Genomic DNA, 17408 nt, shown 5'->3' with positions numbered 1-17408 from the left:
AAGCAAGTGAGAGTGGGAGCAGTTTAGAGGAACAAGCCGGGACCCGGGCGACTTCCTTCGGGGAATCTGACGCCCACTTTGCCGATCTTGTTCCCATCCATGACCGCGACGGTCCACAGGGTGTTGTTCCAGTCCACCTGGTCGCCGACTACTGGCGCTCCGCCAACTTTCTGGGCAATGAAGCGGCCCAAGGTCATGTCCGGATCGATGCCGTCGAGTTGTAGTCCGTACAGTGCCGCAACCGCGGCCAGCTGGGCATCTCCTTCGAGTACGAAGTCGCCGAAAAAGCGCAGGTCCAGGCCCCGTTGCGGTGCTTGGCTGAACAATTTTCCAAGGGCTGGCAAGTCGTGTTCATGGCCGATGACACACAGCAGATCACCGACTTCCAACACCGTACTACCCGACGGATGGAGCAGTTTCTGGCCACGAAACAGGGCCGCGATTCGGGTTCCGTCGGGCATTTTAAGGTCCCGTAGGGGCGAACCGATGCACCATTTTTCCGCGCCCAGCCGATAAATGAACAGCTCCCACTCGCTGGTGACGTGCACTTCCAGCGCAGCCCGGGAAATCGGCAAAGGTTCTGGCGGGACCGTCACATGCAACAGCTTGGCAACCCACGGCAGGCTCGTACCCTGAACCAGCAGGGACACCAGCACGATAAAGAACGCCAGGTTGAAATAGAGCTGCGCCTGGGGCAAGCCGGCCATCAGCGGGAACACCGCCAGAATGATCGGCACTGCGCCACGCAGGCCGACCCAGGAGATGAAGGCTTTCTCGCGCCCATGGAAGGCCTTGAACGGCAACAGCCCCACCATGACCGACAGCGGGCGCGCGATCAGGATCATCCACAGGGCCAGGCCCAGGGCGGGCAGGGCGATCGGCAGCAAATCATGGGGGGTGACCAGCAGCCCCAGCACCAGGAACATGCCGATCTGCGCCAGCCAGGCCATGCCGTCGAGCATGTGCAGGATGCCGTGACGGCTGCGCACCGGGCGGTTGCCCAAGACCAGACCGCAGAGATACACCGCCAGGAAGCCGCTGCCGTGCAAAGTGTTGGTCAGCGCGAACACGGCCAAGCCGCCACTGATGACAAGAATCGGATAGAGCCCGTTGGCCAGGTTGATGCGGTTGACCATCTGCAACATCAGCCAGCCACCGCCCAGGCCGATCACCGCGCCAATCCCGAACTCTTGCACCAGATGCCCCAGCAGGCTCCATTGCAGGCCGGTTTCACCGCTGGCGAGCATGCCGATCAAGGTGACAGTGAGGAACACCGCCATCGGGTCGTTGCTGCCGGACTCGATTTCCAGCGTGGCGCTGACCCGTTCGTTCAGCCCCTTGCCGCCCAACAGCGAGAACACCGCCGCGGCGTCGGTGGAGCCGACAATCGCACCGATCAACAAGCCCTGCATCAGATTGAGGTCAAACAGCCACGCCGCCGCCAGGCCAGTCAGTCCGGTGGTGATCAACACGCCGACGGTGGCCAGCGACAGCGCCGGCCACAAGGCCACCCGAAAGCTTGAAACCCGTGTGCGCAAGCCGCCGTCGAGCAGGATGACGGCCAGAGCGAGGTTACCGACCAGGTAGGCCGTGGCGTAGTTGTCGAAAAGAATACCGGCGCCGTCGACACCGGCCGCCATGCCCACGGCCAGGATGATCACCAGGATCGGGATGCCCAGGCGGGACGACAGGGAACTGACCAGAATGCTCGCACTCACCAGCAACGCGCCGATCAAGAACAGGCTGTTGATGGTCGTTGCGGTCAAGGCAGTACTCCGGAAATCTTGAGGGGACAGGGCACAAACTGACCATGCAGTCTGCGTGCCAGCGATTCTAACCTGTTGAAATGTGATGCTGTCAAAAAAGGTTTGGGGATCGTCTCCGTTACCCGCGTGGTGCCCGTCTGTTTTGCACAAAGCAAGTACCTTGCATGGCACCTTTCGTACCTTGATACCGGAAACGTCTGATTTCAGGTGAACAGTTCTAGCGATATCTTCAGGACCCCAACCTACAGTTGACTCCCAAAAAGTAGCCACCTAGTATTCGCCCGCTATTTTTGGATGTCGCTTTTTGCTCGAAGGATCGAACGATGTTTTCACCCGCCCATTGGGCGAGGTTGCGCCTGGCTTTGCTGTTGCTGTGCCTTTCTTCGCTGATGCCCGCTTACGCCGCGCCCACCCCCGGCGACACGGACCTGATCCGCGAACGCCAGAATCGCTTGCTCGAAGAACAGCGGCGGCGCCTCGAAGAACTCAAGGACTTGCCAGGCAAGGAAGCCAAGCCGACCCAGCCGACAAAGCCTGCCGATACCCGTTGCTTCCCCATAACCACCATCGAACTCAAAGGCGCCGACGCCTTGTCCGAGCGTGAGCGCCAACGTCTGCTTGAGCCCTACCTCAACCAATGCCTCGGTGTGCCGCAGCTCAACGAACTGCTCAAGGTCATTACCGACCGCTACCTCGAAAAGGGCCTGGTGACCAGTCGCGCCTACTTGCCGCAACAGGACCTGTCCAGCGGTCACCTGCAAGTGCTGGTGGTCGAGGGGCGGCTGGAAGGCTTGAAGGGTGACGAAGGCAGCGGCCTGTCCGAACGGGAGCTGGCGATGAGCTTTCCCGGCAAGCCCGGCGAGTTGCTCAACCTGCGGAACATCGAGCAGATGGTCGATCAACTCAACCGTCTGCCGTCCAACAATGCCCAGATGGAGTTGACGCCGGGGCAGAACATCGGCGGCAGTGAAGTGCTGGTCAAAAACACCCCACAGAAGCCTTGGCGTGCCGGCCTTTCCCGGCACAACGACGGACAGAAAAGCACCGGCGAACAGCAATGGGGAGTCTCCCTGGACTGGGACAGCCCCTTGGGCCTGGCCGATCAACTGGCCTTGCGTGGCGGTCGCGATGCCATCAGCGATCACGACAAGACCTCTCGCAACGGCATGCTCTATTACAACCTGCCGTTTGGCTGGTGGAACCTGGCCTACAGCTACAGCCAAAGCGAGTACCGGGCATTGGCCCAGGCCAACGGTTTCAACTTCAAACAGCGCGGGGACAGCCAGAATCACCAGTTGGTCCTGGAACGAGTGGTCCATCGCGATGCCGTGAGCAAGACGTCGTTCAATACGGGCCTTTCGTACCTGCGCACCAATAATTTCGTCGCAGACAGCAAGCTCACGGACAGCAGCAATCGCATCAGTGAGGCGCAGTTCGGCATCAACCATGGCCGGCGGATCGGTAACGCCTTCGTCAACCTCGACCTGGGCATGCAGAACGGTATCGGCGCCCTCGACGCCCAGGGCGACCACGACCCGGGCCCTGGCCTGCCGGATGCGCGCTATCGCAAATACACCGCCACCCTGAGTTACTTGCAGCCCTTCATGCTGGGCGGCGAGTCCTTCAGTTTCAGCAGCCTGATGACCGGCCAGCGCAGCGAGGACGCGCTGTTCAGCCCGCAGCGCATGAGCCTGGGCGGGCTCTCCTCGATTCGCGGCTACAAGGACCAGACGCTTGCCGGTGACAGCGGCGGCTACTGGCGCAACGACCTGCGCTGGAGTCGTCCGGTGACGCTGGAATGGCTGCGCCCGGTGTTCGCCGAATACGGCACCGGCCTCGGTTACGACCAGGGTGTTATTCGCGGCACCCGCTACAACGGTAGCGAGCATGGACGCATGTCGAGCAACTCCCTGGAGTTGTTCGCCCGTGGTGAGCACCTGAGCGCCAGCGTGACCTTTGCCCATTCCCTGGAACGCCCGGATGCCCTGACCGAGCGCGAAGCGCCGATCTACTTCCGCTTGGATTTATCCATCTAATTTTTGCTGCAACGAGACCTGATCATGGACGACCGCCAATACGCTTTTCTGGCCCGCCAGCCTTCTACCGCCCTGCAAGCCCGCGACGCCTTCTGGGGCATGCCCAAGCGTGGCTTGGCGTTCCTGTTGATCAACGTCATGTTCTGGCAACCGCTGTGGGCCCAGGCGGATGGCATCGTGGTCAGTGCCCCCGGCACCAGTATCGGCAAGGCCGGCAACGGCGTGCCGGTGGTCAACATCGCCAAGCCCAACGGCAGCGGCCTGTCCCATAACCGATTCAAGGATTACAACGTCGGCAGCAACGGCGTGATCCTCAACAACGCCACCAACCCCGCCCAATCCACGCAACTGGGCGGGATTATCCTTGGCAACCCGAACCTCAAGGGCACGGCCGCCAAAATCATCCTCAACGAAGTCAATGGCGGCAACCCGAGCCAGTTGCGTGGCTACACCGAGGTGGCGGGCAAATCGGCCCACGTCATCGTCGCCAACCCGTATGGCATCACCTGCAACGGCTGCGGTTTTATCAACACGCCGAAGGCGACGTTGACCACCGGCAAGCCGATCATCGAAAACGGCCAGTTGAACCGCTATCAAGTGGATCAAGGCAGCGTCGCCATCGAAGGCGCGGGCCTTAACGCCAACAACGTCGACCGCTTCGAAATCATCACCCGTAGCGCCAAGATCAATGCCGAGATCCAGGCCAAGAACCTGACAATCGTTGCCGGTCGCAACGATGTCAACTCCACCACGCTCAACGCCACCGCTCGCGCCGACGACGGCAGCGCCAAGCCGGAACTGGCCATCGACTCCTCGGCGCTGGGCGGCATGTACGCAGGCGCCATCAAGCTGGTGGGTACCGAGGCCGGGGTCGGGGTGAAGCTGGACGGCAAGATGGTTGCCAGTGGCGGGGATATCCAGCTCGATGCCAATGGGCATCTGAGTTTGGCGCAAACCACGGCGACGGGTGTGGTTGATATCAAGGCCGATAGCCTGGACGCCCGGGAGACCATTTATGCCGGCACTCAGGTCCAGGCCACGACCCGGGGTACCCTTACCAACCGGCAAGCGATCGCCTCGCGGGACAATGTCACGCTGAGCACCGGCGGCCAGCTCAACAACCTGGGCATCATCGAAGCGGGCGTCAACGTCGACAACACCCGCAACCGGGTGGGCGACGTGGTGCTGACGGCGGCGAATATCGACAACCGTGGGCAGAGCGTCATCGCCAGTCGTGACTTGAAAGCCACGACCAAGCAGACGCTCGACAATCGCAGCGGCACTCTTTCTGCCGGAAGAACACTGACCCTTGATAGCAAGGACATCGACAACCGCGCCGGCACGCTGGTCAGCCAGAACACGTTGCAAGCGCGGACCACCGGGACGCTGGACAACCGTGATAAGGGAATCATCGCCAGCGACGGCGAGCAAACCTTGGTGGCTGATACGCTGAAGAACAGCGCAGGCGTCATCAGCAGCAACGATCTTCTCAAGCTCGAAACAGACGTCCTGGATAACAGCGGCGGCAAAATTGCGACGGACGCCGCGCTGACCCTCAAGGGCGGCAGCATTAAAAACAGCGGGGGACAAATCACCAGCCAGGGTGACACGGTTGCGACGCTGAAAAGCTTCAATCAGCAGGGTGGCAAGCTGGTCAGCCAGGGGAAACTGACGCTAGTCGCGGACAGCATCACCAACAGCGACGAGGGTTACATCGCTTCGGCCAAGGCCATGAGCCTGACCGCTCACCAGCAACTCCTCAACAACGCAAAGGCGATCATCAGCACCGAGCAGGGGCTCACGATCAATGGCGGTGGCCTGGATAACGCCGGTGGCAGCCTGCTCAGCCAAGGTGATCTGAAGGTCGACATTTCGGGCGATTTCGTCAACCGGGATGGCACCGCCATCACTCAGGCCGGCAACGTGGATATCGAGGCGAGCAGTCTCGATAACCGTGGCGGTGTGGTGGCCAGTGTTGGCGGTTGGCTGAAAGCTACCTTGGACAAGGTGCTGGATAACGGCCAGTCGCTTACCGCAGACAGCGCCGGATTGCTCCAGGCACAGTCCGTCAAACTCGATGCGAAACAGGCGCTGCTCAATAATGGTGCGCAGATATCGGCCTTGTCCGGAACTGCGGAAATCAACACCGCCACCCTTGAGAATCGCGAGGGTGCCATCCTCGCCAATCAGGCGCTGGCAGTAGATGCCAAAGATCTGGACAACAGCCGTGGACGGATAGCGGCAGACACGATTGATTTCACGCTGACCGGCGCCTTGACCAACCAGGCCGGTCTGATAGAGGCCTCCAGCGGCCTGCTGATCAGAGCCGTGTCGATTGATAACCAGGGCGGCAAGTTGCGCTCGGTGGGCCAGCAGGGCATTGCGACGCTGACGATTGATCAAATGCTGGACAACCAAAGCGGTGTCATTGAAGCGGCCACCGAAAACCTGTCCTTGAAGATGGCTGCCTTCAGTAATGCGGGCGGCAGTGTCCATCATGTGGGCACCGGCATTTTGGACGTGGACCTTGCGCGTTTCGCCAACATCGGCGGCAGCATTACGACCTTGGGGACCTTGGCCGTCGACGCGGCGCGTTGGGACAACAGCTCGGATATCCAGGCAAATGTCCTTAACTTGAAGGTGGGTCAGCTCAATCAGGCCAATAGCGGCAAGCTGGTCGCGGTGCAAAGCCTGCTGGCCACGGGCGGCACCTGGAGCAACGCGGGCACCATCAGCAGCGACGCCGATTTCGACCTGAAGCTGACCGGGGTTTATGCCGGTACCGAAAATAGCCGCCTCAGCAGTGTCGATCAATTCGATCTGCAGGCCGCCAGCATCGATCTATCGAGCGGCTCACGCCTGGCCGGAGGGGGCGTCACCACCGTGACCAGTCTCGGTGTCTTGAACAATGCCGGACGGATCACCGGCGCCGGCAAGTTCTCCCTTTCCGCCACGAGCCTGATCAATACGGGCACGCTGGGTGGCGCCGACACCGTCGAGCTGGCTGCCAACGAGGCGCGTAACGAACGCGGCCTGATCTTCAGCGGCGCGGACATGGCGCTGCGCTTTAACAACTTCACCAACAAATACGCTGACGTCTACAGCCTGGGGGCTCTCAATGTCACGGCGCGAGACGGCGTCGCTCGCAGTGCGCTGCTGGAAAACATCTCAGGCACCCTGGAATCGGCGAGGAACATGTCGCTGCGTAGCCAGGTCCTGACCAACCGTAAGGACGTCTTCTCCACCACCGACGAGCTGGTGTCGGGCGCCATCAGAGTCAAATGCCATGACTGCAGTGGTGATTACCACAACGTCGACTATGTCGCCAAGGAGACCTTCCAAAGCGTCGTGCTCGAAGACTCCGCCAGTGCCACGCTGATGAGCGGGGCGAAGCTGACCGTCGACGGCTCCACGGTCACCAACCAAAACAGCGTTATGGCCTCGGCGGGCGACCTGTCGATCACCGCAGACAACTTCGCCAACGTCGGCGCCGCTTCCGGTACCAGCGTCAGGACGCGGACCTGGAATACCGGCAGGGTCACCGACGGAACCGACAAGCGCTTCCGCTCCAGAGTCATCGTTCCCTACAACGCCCTGGCCAATCCGAAGCAAGTCCCGGTCGATGCGCTCAACAAATTCCGTCAGGCGAGTGACATTACCACCGTAACACCAGGGCAATCGATGGCGTCGGCGGTCGTTCAGTCCGGCGGCAACGTCAGTATCCAGGCCACCCAGCAACTGCAGAACAGCAGCATTACGCAGTTCCAGGCACCGCTGGCGGGCGCGACCAAGTCTGCGGCCACTGGCGTCACCAACACTGCGCGGCCCGCTGTTGTGATGCTCAATCCGCAGTTGCCGCCCGACCTGGCCCAACAGCAGGTCAACCCGACCACCATGCCCGGGTTCACTTTGCCGAAGGGGGACAACGGCCTGTTCCGCGTCGTCGACAGCACGGCTGCGGCGCAGAACAGCCACGACCAGAGTCAGGCCACTGTCCGGGGCTCGGACGCCAGCCGAGTCATCACCGGCCCCAAGTACATGGTCGAGACCAACCGCGATTTGACCGACCTCAAGCAGTTCATGAGCTCCGACTACATGTTGGGCATGCTGGGTTATGACCCGGACACCAGTTGGAAACGCCTGGGCGATGGCTTGTACGAACAACGCCTGATTCAACAGGCCGTGCTCGCCCGCACCGGACAGCGTTTCATCGACGGGCAAACCAGCGATGAAGCGATGTTCAAGTATTTGATGAACAATGCCATCGCCAGCAAGGAGCAACTGAATCTGGCCGTTGGCGTGACCCTGACTTCACAGCAAGTCGCTGCGCTGACCCATGACATCGTTTGGATGGAAGACCAGGTCGTCAACGGCGAACATGTGCTGGTGCCGGTGCTTTACATGGCCCAGGCCAACAACCGATTGATGGCCGATGGTGCGTTGATTCAGGGCAAGAACCTGACACTGATTGCCGGCACCGACCTGAGGAACGCCGGGACGCTGCGGGCCAGCGAAAACCTTTCGGCCGCCGCAGGGAACAATTTAGTCAACACGCGCCTGGCCGAAGCGGGAGAGCGGCTCAAGCTGGTCGCCGGCAAAGACCTGGTCAACCTGCAGGGCGGCATCCTCAAGGGCAAGGACGTCGAGCTGTCGTCGCTGACTGGCGATATCCGCAATGAGCGAACCGTCAGCGTCATCGAGAACAGCGGCAAAGGCTTCAGCTCGAAAACCTCCGTGGTCGACAACGCGGCACGCATCGAGGCCGACAACAACCTCACCGTGCGCGCGGGGCGCGACCTGCTGAACGTGGGCGGCGCGATCACGGCAGGTAACGATGCCGACTTGAGCGCCGGCAGAGACGTCGTTATCTCCGCCGCTCGCGAAGAAAACGGCTCGATGCGCCAAGACAAGCGCCATTTCTGGGAACAGAGCCAGACCGCCCAGCACGCCAGTGAAGTCAAGGCGGGCGGCGATCTCAACGTCACCGCGGGCAACAACCTGACCGTCGTCGCCAGCCATCTCCAGGCTAAAGGCGACATCAACCTCAGCGGAAACGATGTCGCCCTGATCGCGGCAGCGAACGAGGACTCCAGCGAATACCGCTACAAACGCAGTGGCAAGAAGATCAACAAGGAAGAAGACCATGTCCAGCAGCAGGCGACCACGCTTGACGCTGGTGGTGATGTAAGGGTATCTGCGCGTAATGATCTGTTGATGGTCGCGAGCAAGATTGCGGCGGGTAATGAGGCTTATCTGGTTGCGGGTAATCAGCTGAATCTGCTGGCTGAGCAGAATCGGGATTATTCGCTGTATGACATGAAGAAGAAGGGAAGCTGGGGGAGCAAGGCCGCGCGGCGAGACGAAGTGACTCAACTGACCCATGTCGGAAGTGAAATCACCACCGCAGGCAACCTGTTATTAGCCAGCGGTGGCGACCAGACCTACCAAGTGGCGAAGCTGCAAAGCGGCAACGACCTGATGATCGACAGCGGTGGGCGCATCACTTTCGAAGGGGTCAAGGACCTTCACGACGAGAGCCATACCAAGAGTAAAAGCGACCTGTCCTGGTACAAGATGAAAGGCGAGGGACGGACCGACGAGACCTTGCGTCAGAGCACACTGGTTGCTCAAGGGAAGCTGGTCATCAAGGCCGTTGAGGGGCTGCGTATCGACGTCAAACAAGTCGATCAGCAGAGCGTCAGCCAGACCATCGATGCGATGGTCAAGGCCGAGCCGGGGCTGGCCTGGATGAAAGAGGCCCAGGCGCGTGGCGATATCGACTGGCGCCAGGTCAAGGAAATCCACGACAGCTTCAAATATGACAACTCCGGCCTGGGCGCCGGTGCCAAGATCGCCATTGCGATTCTGATGTCGTTCATCATGGGCCCGGCCGGCTTCGGGCTGTCAGGCGCCAAGCTTGCGGTCGCCGCCAGCCTGAGCACCACAGCGGTCACCAGCACCATCGAGAACAAAGGCAATCTGGGGCGTGCGCTGAAAGAAACTGCCAGTGCCGATAGCCTGAAGAACGCGGCGATTGCCGGCTTCACTGCGGGTGCCTTGGATTACGCAGACAAAAACTGGTTTACCGGTGCCGACAGCGCAGGGTCAACCACGCAAGGCGTCGAGCCGTCCGCAGGTTCGGCGGGTTCAGCAGGTTCGGCATCGAGCGCCAGCAACTCCTCCAAGGACATCTTCCGTTGGAGTAACGCGACTGACACGGCAATTCGTACGACCGGGCGGGCGGTGATTTCCAGTGGCATCTCCACCGCGATCGGCGGCGGCAGCTTCGGCAGCAACTTCAATGCCGCCCTGCTGGGAGAAGCCGGCAATGTGGCGATGGCGACTGGCTTTAACTGGGTGGGTGATACCATCAAGTTCCCAGATGGCGGCCCTCAGAAAATTGTTGCCCACGCGATCATGGGTGGCCTGTTGGCTGAACTGACGGGCAGCGACTTCAAGACCGGCGCGGTAGCCGCCGGCCTGAACGAAGCGCTGATTCCGAACATGGCCAAAGTTGCGGATGGAAACGAACATCTGCAGCTGATGCTGTCGCAGCTAACGGGCCTATTGGCCGCGGCTGCGGTCGATGGCAATCTGAATACAGGCTCGAAGATCGCCGAGAAAGCGACCGCCTTTAACTACCTGTTCCATGCCGAGCTGCTCGAAAGAGAACAGAAACTCAACACCTGCGCCTCCCCGGCGGATTGCCAAGCCGTCAGGGACCACTACAACAACCTGGATGCGACTCGGAATAAAGAGTTCGGCCAGTACTGCCGGACTAACCCGGCGGCTTGCTTGCAAGTGACCAAGCAACTGGCGGATGAGATTCCGACCAATGAGAAATTGCTGCATGACGGTCGTGGCGCCGGGTTCGATCGCTCGGCAGCACTTTGGGAAATTACTCGAAGTAACGAGCGAGCTATCAATACCGGTATCACCGAGAAGACGCGTACCGATAAAGGCGATGCTGCGGCGTTTTTGACGGAGCTTGCGGCGGATGGGTTGAATCCGGATAGGGATTTGTTCTCGTCGACGGCTGGGGGTAAGGGTGGTACAACCGGGGTTAAGGTTAAGGTTGGGGTTGTTGGGGATGGTCCTAAAGGGATTGATAACTCAGTTCTAGGCAAGCCAAGGGTTGGGAGCGCTAATAAGCTTCCTGATGGACAGCACGGCTTCAACGATATTATCGATAATTACGCTGGTGCTGCTGCAAAGTTCGAAATACCAACCAAGGGTGCTGGCGGGGTTGTGCTAAGAGTTTCCGAGCTAAGGCAAATTGAAGGCAGTAACAATGGAGTTAGTGGCGTGTTTGAGTGGATTGTTGATGAGGGAAATGTGACCCATCGGCGTTTTATTCCCGGCGGTCAGGTGACTGGAAGACCTAACCAGACTCCCAGAAGGTAGGAACAATTTATGTCACCATTCAACATGCTGTCGAAGTTAGGATTGGTGTGCTGGTCGACCATCCATTTAGGGCTCAAGAAGGGGTGGGTGAAAAGAAATGATGTTTTTAAATATGCTATCGATAAGCTTGAAGATGGTGAGGACAGTCAGGATGTCGTTTTAATCGCGGGCGGCGACTACTTATCTGATGAAGAACTTCTCTCGTTGATCGAGGGGCAACTGCAAGGAGAGGACGTTGCTTTCGGTATAGATAAATGGCGCCTAGCATTTTTGCTTTGTATCGAAGAATCCACTGAGAGCGATGAAAGCAAGTTGCGTAGGCTTCAAGAGATATATGCGGATTTTGATTATCCTGAAGATATGTCGCTGTGTAGTATATATTCCTCGGGCGATACTCCTCCGCTTGCGGAGATGAGTAAAGTTGTGCAAAAACTGAAGGGGTGTTTTTTGCTTTCAGGGGGCGGGAGCGGATTCAATTAAAAGGAGGAAGGGGTGCGTATCGCTGAGGTGTTAAATAAAACTGCGCCATTTTTTCGCTAGATCGAAATAAAGTGCCTTGGAGGGCCATTGATGAGACATGATGTTGTTTCACGCTTTATTGCAATGGGTTTGACTTGCTTCACCTTGACCGGTTGCATTCACTACGAGCATAAAAGCGCAGAAGGAAAACCTTGGGATGAGGTCGCGACAATTCGGCAGTTCGACAAAAGTCTGTCGATATCCAAGATCGATGACGATACGTCGTTATATTGGCTAGCCCGTCAAACTGAATATCGACTCGGAGCAGGACGGCACAAGCTTTCCGTCAAGCACGCCATTGGAACTGAATACAGTAGGCCCGTGGAGATGACGGTTGATCTGGTCGGCGGTCATACCTACGGTCTTTATGGCAGGTCTTCGATGAAGTGGTGGTATTACGAGGTTCGGGATCTCGAGACAGGGCGTTCCGCGAAGGTGATGGACTCGGCCGGTACAGCTGCGCCTTCTGATCCAGTCGAGCAGCCGCTTCAATAGTCATGGTGGGTTTGCAGGCAGGGTTCGTTTCGGAAAATGTCTAAACAGGCTCGCCGTAGGAATCGGCGCAAAGAATATTCCCCATTGACTTGCAGGACATTTCCTAGAAAATCCCAGCCTCTTGCGCCTGCTGATTTCGGTGCCTAGTCTTCGTCCACCGCTGCCCATCAGCGGTCGGGTTTAGCAGCTCGGAGTCACGTTAGGCGCATGGCAACTGCCATTCAGTGCGGGCATTTTTATTGCCCGAATTCTTATGGCGGCTGTGCGCAGGGCATCCTCGGGTGCGCCGGTTTCCTAACGTACCGGTCTGCTAACCTGCGTACGGCTGCCACCCCCTCGTTTAGCAGCGAACGTGGCGGCTCCCATTTACGTTAGGAGCATTCCATGGACAAACTCATCCCAGACCCACCCGTTCCACCGCTGCATCTGGATATCGCGGCCGACGCCAACACCGAGCAGGTCATCGATTCCTATCTGAACCCTAAAACCGCCCAGCCCAAGAAGAAGGCGCCGGACCAGCTGTTCACCGTCGTGGAGGGCGTCGATGTTGAAAGCCTGTTGGCCAACCTCAGCGAAACCCTGGCCTCGGCCAATGCGATGGCCAGTGACCTGGCGTTCGACCTGAAAGGCTCGCGACGGCACGTTGCGTTGGGGCTGCAACAGTTGATCGAGATAGGGGAGCTATTGGCAAACCGGGCGTTGGATACCGTCGATCCCAGGTAAGCCGGAAGTTTGAAAAAAGGGCGGATTCCAGAGTGGAAACACCGTGGCGAGGGAGCTTGCTCCCGCTCGGCTGCGAAGCAGTCGCCGCTTTTAAGGGCAGCGGCCGCTGCGCGGCCAAGCGGGAGCAAGCTCCCTCGCCACGAAAGCCAGAGGGTTGGTTACTCACTGTTTGTGAGCAATCAACCAATGCGCGGTTTAAAGGCTGAACCGCCCAACCATGCTGTTCAGATCCACCGCCAAACGCGACAGCTCTGCACTCGCGGCGCTGGTCTGGTTGGCGCCGGTGGCCGATTGCACCGACAGGTCGCGGATGTTCACCAGGTTGCGGTCCACTTCACGGGCCACTTGGGCCTGTTCTTCGGCGGCGCTGGCGATGACCAGGTTGCGTTCGTTGATCTCGACGATGGCCGTGTTGATCGTGTCCAGGGACATGCCTGCCCCGCGGGCGATGTTCAGCGTCGACTCGGCGCGCTCGGTGCTGTTGCGCATCGAATCCACGGCGTGTTCGGTGCCGCTCTGGATGCTGCCGATCATGCGTTCGATCTCGCTGGTCGACTGCTGGGTGCGATGAGCCAGGGCGCGCACTTCGTCGGCGACCACGGCAAAACCACGACCTGCTTCACCGGCACGGGCTGCCTCAATCGCCGCGTTCAGGGCCAACAGGTTGGTCTGGTCGGCCAGGCCACGGATCACATCGAGCACCTTGCCGATGTCGCGGGATTCATTGGCGAGGTTGCCGATCAGCGTGGCGGTGCTCTGTACATCGGCGCTCATGCGCTCGATGGCGCCGACCGTTTCCTGCACCAGGTCGCGGCCGTCGCCCGCCGATGTGGTGGCGTTTTTCGAGGCTTCGGAGGTGCTGACGGCGTTGCGCGCGACTTCTTCCACGGCGCTGGTCATCTCGTTGACCGCCGTGGCGGCCTGTTCGATTTCGTTGTTCTGCTGGGTCAGGCCACGGGCGCTTTCGTCGGTGACGCTGTTGAGCTCTTCGGCGGCGGAAGCCAGTTGGGTGGCCGAGCCGGAGATCCGCTGCAGGGTGTCGCGCAATTTGTCTTGCATGGTCGCCATCGCTCGCAGCAGGCGGCCGGCTTCGTCGCTGCCATCAACGGTGATCGGCCGCGTCAGGTTGCCCTTGGCGATTTCTTCGGCGGCGTCCAAGGCGTTTGCAATCGGCTTGGTGATGCTGTTGGTCAGCAGCCAGGCGAACAGCAGGGTCAGGCCGGTGGCGATGGCCAGCAGCGTGACGACCCAGGTGAACGCTGTTGAGTACTGGTGTGCCGCGTCCTGGTTGAGCGTCTCGGCTTGCCGGTTGTTGATCTCGGTAAGACGGGTGATCGCCGCGTTGACGGCGTCGGAGTTGCTCAGCAACTCGGTGTTGAGCAGCGCTTGCAGCTGGTCGAGCTGATTATTGCGCGAAAGGGTTTTCATCCGCTCTTCAAGCTGGCGGTACTGGTTCAGCAGCTGTACGTACTGGTCGTAGGCGGCTCGTTCGTCAGGGGCGCTGATGAGTTTTTCATATTCGGTCTGCGCTTCGCGGATCTGCTGGTTGCGCTGCTCGAACAGCTCGTAGGTTTTTTGCTGGACGTCCGATTCGCGGTTGGTCAGCAGGCGATAGGACAACACACGCAGGCGCAGGGCGAGCTGGGTGAACTCGTCCAGGGCCTTGATGCTGGGTACGCTGTTCTGGACGATGGTTTCGCCCGATTCACGGATCTTGCTCATCTGGCTCAAGGCAAACACGCCCAGGGCCAGCATCAGGGCACCGATAAGGGCGAACCCCAGGAACGCCCGCGGCGCGATGTTCATATTACGTAGGGACATGGAAGTTACCGTGAAGAAGCGCGTCCGTGCTGGGCTATGACTGGTTTCACTGACTTATCGGTCTGGCCTGTCAAGTCTTGAGGGCGCTGCGTGCTTTTGTCGCAGTCCGTGGCCGGCGGTGCGACGAAGGGTAGGAACCAGATTCTGAGCGCGCAGTCTCTACAGCTCGCGAGCGAAGCACTGCCGCCTATGAACCATGGCGTCGGCGGTGACTTTTCTTTATCGTACGCGCCCCTTGAAAAAGCCTGGAAATCAATATGTTGGAAGCATCCCTCAGTCAGTTGGAGCAACTGGTCAACGACCTGGTGCAACAGAACCGCCACCTCGCCGGGCTGAATGAAACCCTGAGCGCTGAACTGGCCAAGGCCAAGGATGAAAACGAAAACCTGCAGTTGAACCTCATGGAGCAGGAAGAATTGCATGGCGCTACCACCGCGCGTATCCAGGCTCTGGTCGAGCGCGCCAGCAACGCAACGGCCAGCGCATGAAACCCGGGGCCGACGGGGTAACAGTCGTCTCGATTCTCGGGGAGGATTATTCGATCAAGGCACCGGCCGGGCAGGAGCAGGCCTTGCTGGACGCCGCTTCGATGCTCAAGTCCGCCCTGGCCGATACCAAGCGCAAATACCCGACCCTGATCGGTGACCGCCTGCTGGTGCTGGCGGCCATGAACCTGTGCTCGCAGCAGATCGAGATGCAAAAGCAGCACCGGGCGGAACTCGACCGATGCCAGGAACAGGTCAACGCCACGGTCGAGGTGATTGCCAAGACTATTCAGCAGGCGTGAAGCCCATCGCGAGCTTTCTCGCGATTGGATTTGAGCCGTGTTGAATGTCTTGGCTTAGAACCACTCGTCCCGCATCGCCAGGCAGGTATCGTCTCGCGTCTCTAGAATTGCCAGTTCGTGATGGCAGCCTGGCACTTCCCAAGTCAGGAAGTAACGCGCGGCCTGCAGCTTGCCGTGATAGAAGTCGCTGTCCGCTGCATTGCCCCTGGCAAGTCCTTCCTCGGCACGGATCGCCTGTTCCAGCCAGCGCCAGCCGATCACCATGTGCCCAAAGACCTTCAAGTACAGCGCTGAGTTGGCCAGGCTGCTGTTGACCTTGCCTTGGGCCAGGTCTGTCAGCAGGCCGAGGGTGACCGTTTGCAGGCGCGCCACCAGGGCTTCCAGCGGCTGACGCAAGGACGTCAGCGATTCATAGGGCTGGGCACGTTCGGTGGTGTCGGCCACTAGGCGAATCAGTTGTTTAAGCCCGGCACCGCCGTTTTGCGCCAGTTTGCGCCCCAGCAAGTCCAGCGACTGGATACCGTGGGTACCCTCATGAATCGGGTTCAAGCGGTTGTCGCGGTAATACTGCTCCACCGGATATTCGCGGGTGTAGCCGTGGCCGCCCAGGATTTGAATCGCCAACTCGTTGGCCTTCAGGCAGAACTCCGATGGCCAGGATTTGACGACCGGCGTCAGCAGGTCCAACAGCTCATGGGCCCTGCGGCGCTCGGCCTCGCTTTCAAGGGTGGTGGTGTCGTCGAACAGCCGTGCCGCGTACAGGCCCAGGTCAAATGAGCCTTCCACGTAGGCTTTTTGCGTCAGCAACATGCGGCGCACGTCGGCGTGCTGGATGATCGCCACGGGCGCGGCGGTCGGGTCCTTGCTGTCGGGTACCCGACCCTGCGGACGTTCGCGGGCGTATTCGAGGGAGTACAGGTAGCCGGCATAGCCCAGCATCACCGCGCCCATACCCACGCCGATTCGCGCCTCATTCATCATCTGGAACATATAGCTCAGGCCGTGGTGCGGTTTTCCTACGAGGTAACCGACACATTCGCCGTTGTCACCGAAGTTGAGCGCGGTAGACGTGGTGCCTCGCCAGCCCATCTTGTGGAACAGCCCGGCCAACAGCACGTCGTTACGCGGGCCGAGGCTGCCGTCGTCGTTGACCAAAAACTTGGGCACGATGAACAGCGAAATGCCTTTCACACCTGGCGGTGCATCCGGCAGTTTCGCCAGGACCATGTGCACGATGTTTTCCGACAGCGGATGATCGCCGCCGGAGATGAAGATCTTGTTGCCCTTGAGTCGATAGGTACCGTCGGACGCCGGCTCTGCGCGCGTACGAATATCCGCCAGCGACGAGCCTGCGTGAGGTTCGGTCAGGGCCATGGTGCCGAAGAAGCGACCGTCAATCATCGGTTGCAGGAAGCGTTGTTTCTGCTCGTCGCTGCCAAAGCTCTCGATCAGGTTCGCCGCGCCCATGGTCAGGAACGGATAAGAAGTCGAAGCGGCGTTGGCCGATTGGAAATGCGCGAAGCAGGCCTGGGACAGCAATGTCGGCAATTGCATTCCGCCGGCATCGAAACTGCGGGCGGCGTTGAGAAAACCGGCCTCCAAAAAGGCATCCACCGCCGGTTTCACCTCGGGAATCAGGATCGCCTCGCCGTTCTCGTAGCGCGGTTCGTTTTCATCATTCTTGCGGTTGTGAGGCGCGAAAAATTTCTCGGCAATGCTGCGGGCGGTGCCTAGGGCTGCGTCGAAGGTTTCGCGGTTGTGCTCGGCAAATCTTTCGCGCTGGGTCAGGCCCTCGGCATCAAGGACTTCATACAGCTCGAAAGCCAGATTGCGGGAACTGAGCAACGTCTCGGACAT

At 59.8% G+C, this 17408-nt stretch carries 9 protein-coding genes and 2 pseudogenes; 7 read left to right on the top strand and 4 right to left on the bottom strand.

Going from position 1 to position 17408, the window contains the following annotated elements; genetic code table 11:
• Positions 1–23: 23 nt before the first annotated feature.
• Complete coding sequence (locus J3P95_RS23085) at positions 24–1766, bottom strand: potassium/proton antiporter (RefSeq protein ID WP_434558999.1); 1743 nt, start codon at positions 1764–1766, stop codon at positions 24–26.
• A 323-nt stretch (positions 1767–2089) separates the two neighbouring features.
• Here J3P95_RS23085 and J3P95_RS23080 point away from each other — a divergent pair, with 323 nt between their 5' ends.
• From J3P95_RS23080 to J3P95_RS23060, 5 genes are all read left to right on the top strand, one after another.
• A complete protein-coding gene (locus tag J3P95_RS23080) occupies positions 2090–3802 on the top strand; it encodes a ShlB/FhaC/HecB family hemolysin secretion/activation protein (RefSeq protein ID WP_434579550.1) in 1713 nt (570 codons plus the stop codon).
• Between the two features lie 24 nt (positions 3803–3826).
• Complete coding sequence (locus J3P95_RS23075; protein WP_434579551.1) at positions 3827–11206, top strand: DUF637 domain-containing protein; 7380 nt, start codon at positions 3827–3829, stop codon at positions 11204–11206.
• 9 nt (positions 11207–11215) lie between these two features.
• Entirely contained in the window at positions 11216–11686 is a 471-nt protein-coding gene (locus tag J3P95_RS23070) for a DUF2247 family protein (protein WP_186611807.1), read from the top strand.
• 90 nt (positions 11687–11776) lie between these two features.
• Positions 11777–12220, top strand: a complete 444-nt coding sequence (locus tag J3P95_RS23065; RefSeq protein WP_434558993.1) for a hypothetical protein — start codon at positions 11777–11779, stop codon at positions 12218–12220.
• Positions 12221–12604: 384 nt separating this feature from the next.
• Entirely contained in the window at positions 12605–12943 is a 339-nt protein-coding gene (locus J3P95_RS23060) for a DUF6124 family protein (RefSeq protein WP_434558991.1), read from the top strand.
• Positions 12944–13138: 195 nt separating this feature from the next.
• Here the strand turns inward: J3P95_RS23060 and J3P95_RS23055 are convergent.
• Both J3P95_RS23055 and J3P95_RS23050 read right to left on the bottom strand, forming a co-directional pair.
• A pseudogene (locus J3P95_RS23055) lies at positions 13139–13738 on the bottom strand (methyl-accepting chemotaxis protein); the annotation flags it as partial.
• Between the two features lie 303 nt (positions 13739–14041).
• Positions 14042–14698, bottom strand: a pseudogene (locus J3P95_RS23050) (MCP four helix bundle domain-containing protein); the annotation flags it as partial.
• 323 nt (positions 14699–15021) lie between these two features.
• Here J3P95_RS23050 and J3P95_RS23045 point away from each other — a divergent pair.
• Entirely contained in the window at positions 15022–15252 is a 231-nt protein-coding gene (locus tag J3P95_RS23045) for a hypothetical protein (RefSeq protein ID WP_434558989.1), read from the top strand.
• Positions 15249–15551 (top strand): cell division protein ZapA, encoded by a 303-nt coding sequence (locus tag J3P95_RS23040; protein ID WP_434558987.1) that lies wholly within the window; start codon positions 15249–15251, stop codon positions 15549–15551. Before J3P95_RS23045 ends, J3P95_RS23040 begins: the two co-directional genes overlap by 4 nt.
• 54 nt (positions 15552–15605) lie before the next feature.
• Here the strand turns inward: J3P95_RS23040 and J3P95_RS23035 are convergent, their stop codons facing one another.
• The gene (locus J3P95_RS23035) at positions 15606–17408 is read right to left on the bottom strand and encodes an acyl-CoA dehydrogenase (RefSeq protein WP_434579552.1); all 1803 of its coding nucleotides are present in this window, start codon (positions 17406–17408) and stop codon (positions 15606–15608) included.

Origin of the sequence: Pseudomonas sp. Z5-35 (assembly GCF_051131945.1) — a bacterium.
GTDB lineage: Bacteria > Pseudomonadota > Gammaproteobacteria > Pseudomonadales > Pseudomonadaceae > Aquipseudomonas > Aquipseudomonas marvdashtae.
Note: the sequence above shows the minus strand (reverse complement) of the source record. Positions and strands in the feature narration are given on the sequence as shown.

What these genes read in the sequence shown, in the direction of transcription:
- J3P95_RS23045 (WP_434558989.1), top strand. Translation starts at nt 15,022, where the DNA reads ATGTTGGAAGCATCCCTCAGTCAGTTGGAGCAACTGGTCAACGACCTG.
- J3P95_RS23065 (WP_434558993.1), top strand. Translation starts at nt 11,777, where the DNA reads ATGAGACATGATGTTGTTTCACGCTTTATTGCAATGGGTTTGACTTGC.
- J3P95_RS23040 (WP_434558987.1), top strand. Translation starts at nt 15,249, where the DNA reads ATGAAACCCGGGGCCGACGGGGTAACAGTCGTCTCGATTCTCGGGGAG.
- J3P95_RS23035 (WP_434579552.1), bottom strand. Translation starts at nt 17,408, where the DNA reads ATGTCCGAGACGTTGCTCAGTTCCCGCAATCTGGCTTTCGAGCTGTAT.
- J3P95_RS23070 (WP_186611807.1), top strand. Translation starts at nt 11,216, where the DNA reads ATGTCACCATTCAACATGCTGTCGAAGTTAGGATTGGTGTGCTGGTCG.
- J3P95_RS23080 (WP_434579550.1), top strand. Translation starts at nt 2,090, where the DNA reads ATGTTTTCACCCGCCCATTGGGCGAGGTTGCGCCTGGCTTTGCTGTTG.
- J3P95_RS23060 (WP_434558991.1), top strand. Translation starts at nt 12,605, where the DNA reads ATGGACAAACTCATCCCAGACCCACCCGTTCCACCGCTGCATCTGGAT.
- J3P95_RS23075 (WP_434579551.1), top strand. Translation starts at nt 3,827, where the DNA reads ATGGACGACCGCCAATACGCTTTTCTGGCCCGCCAGCCTTCTACCGCC.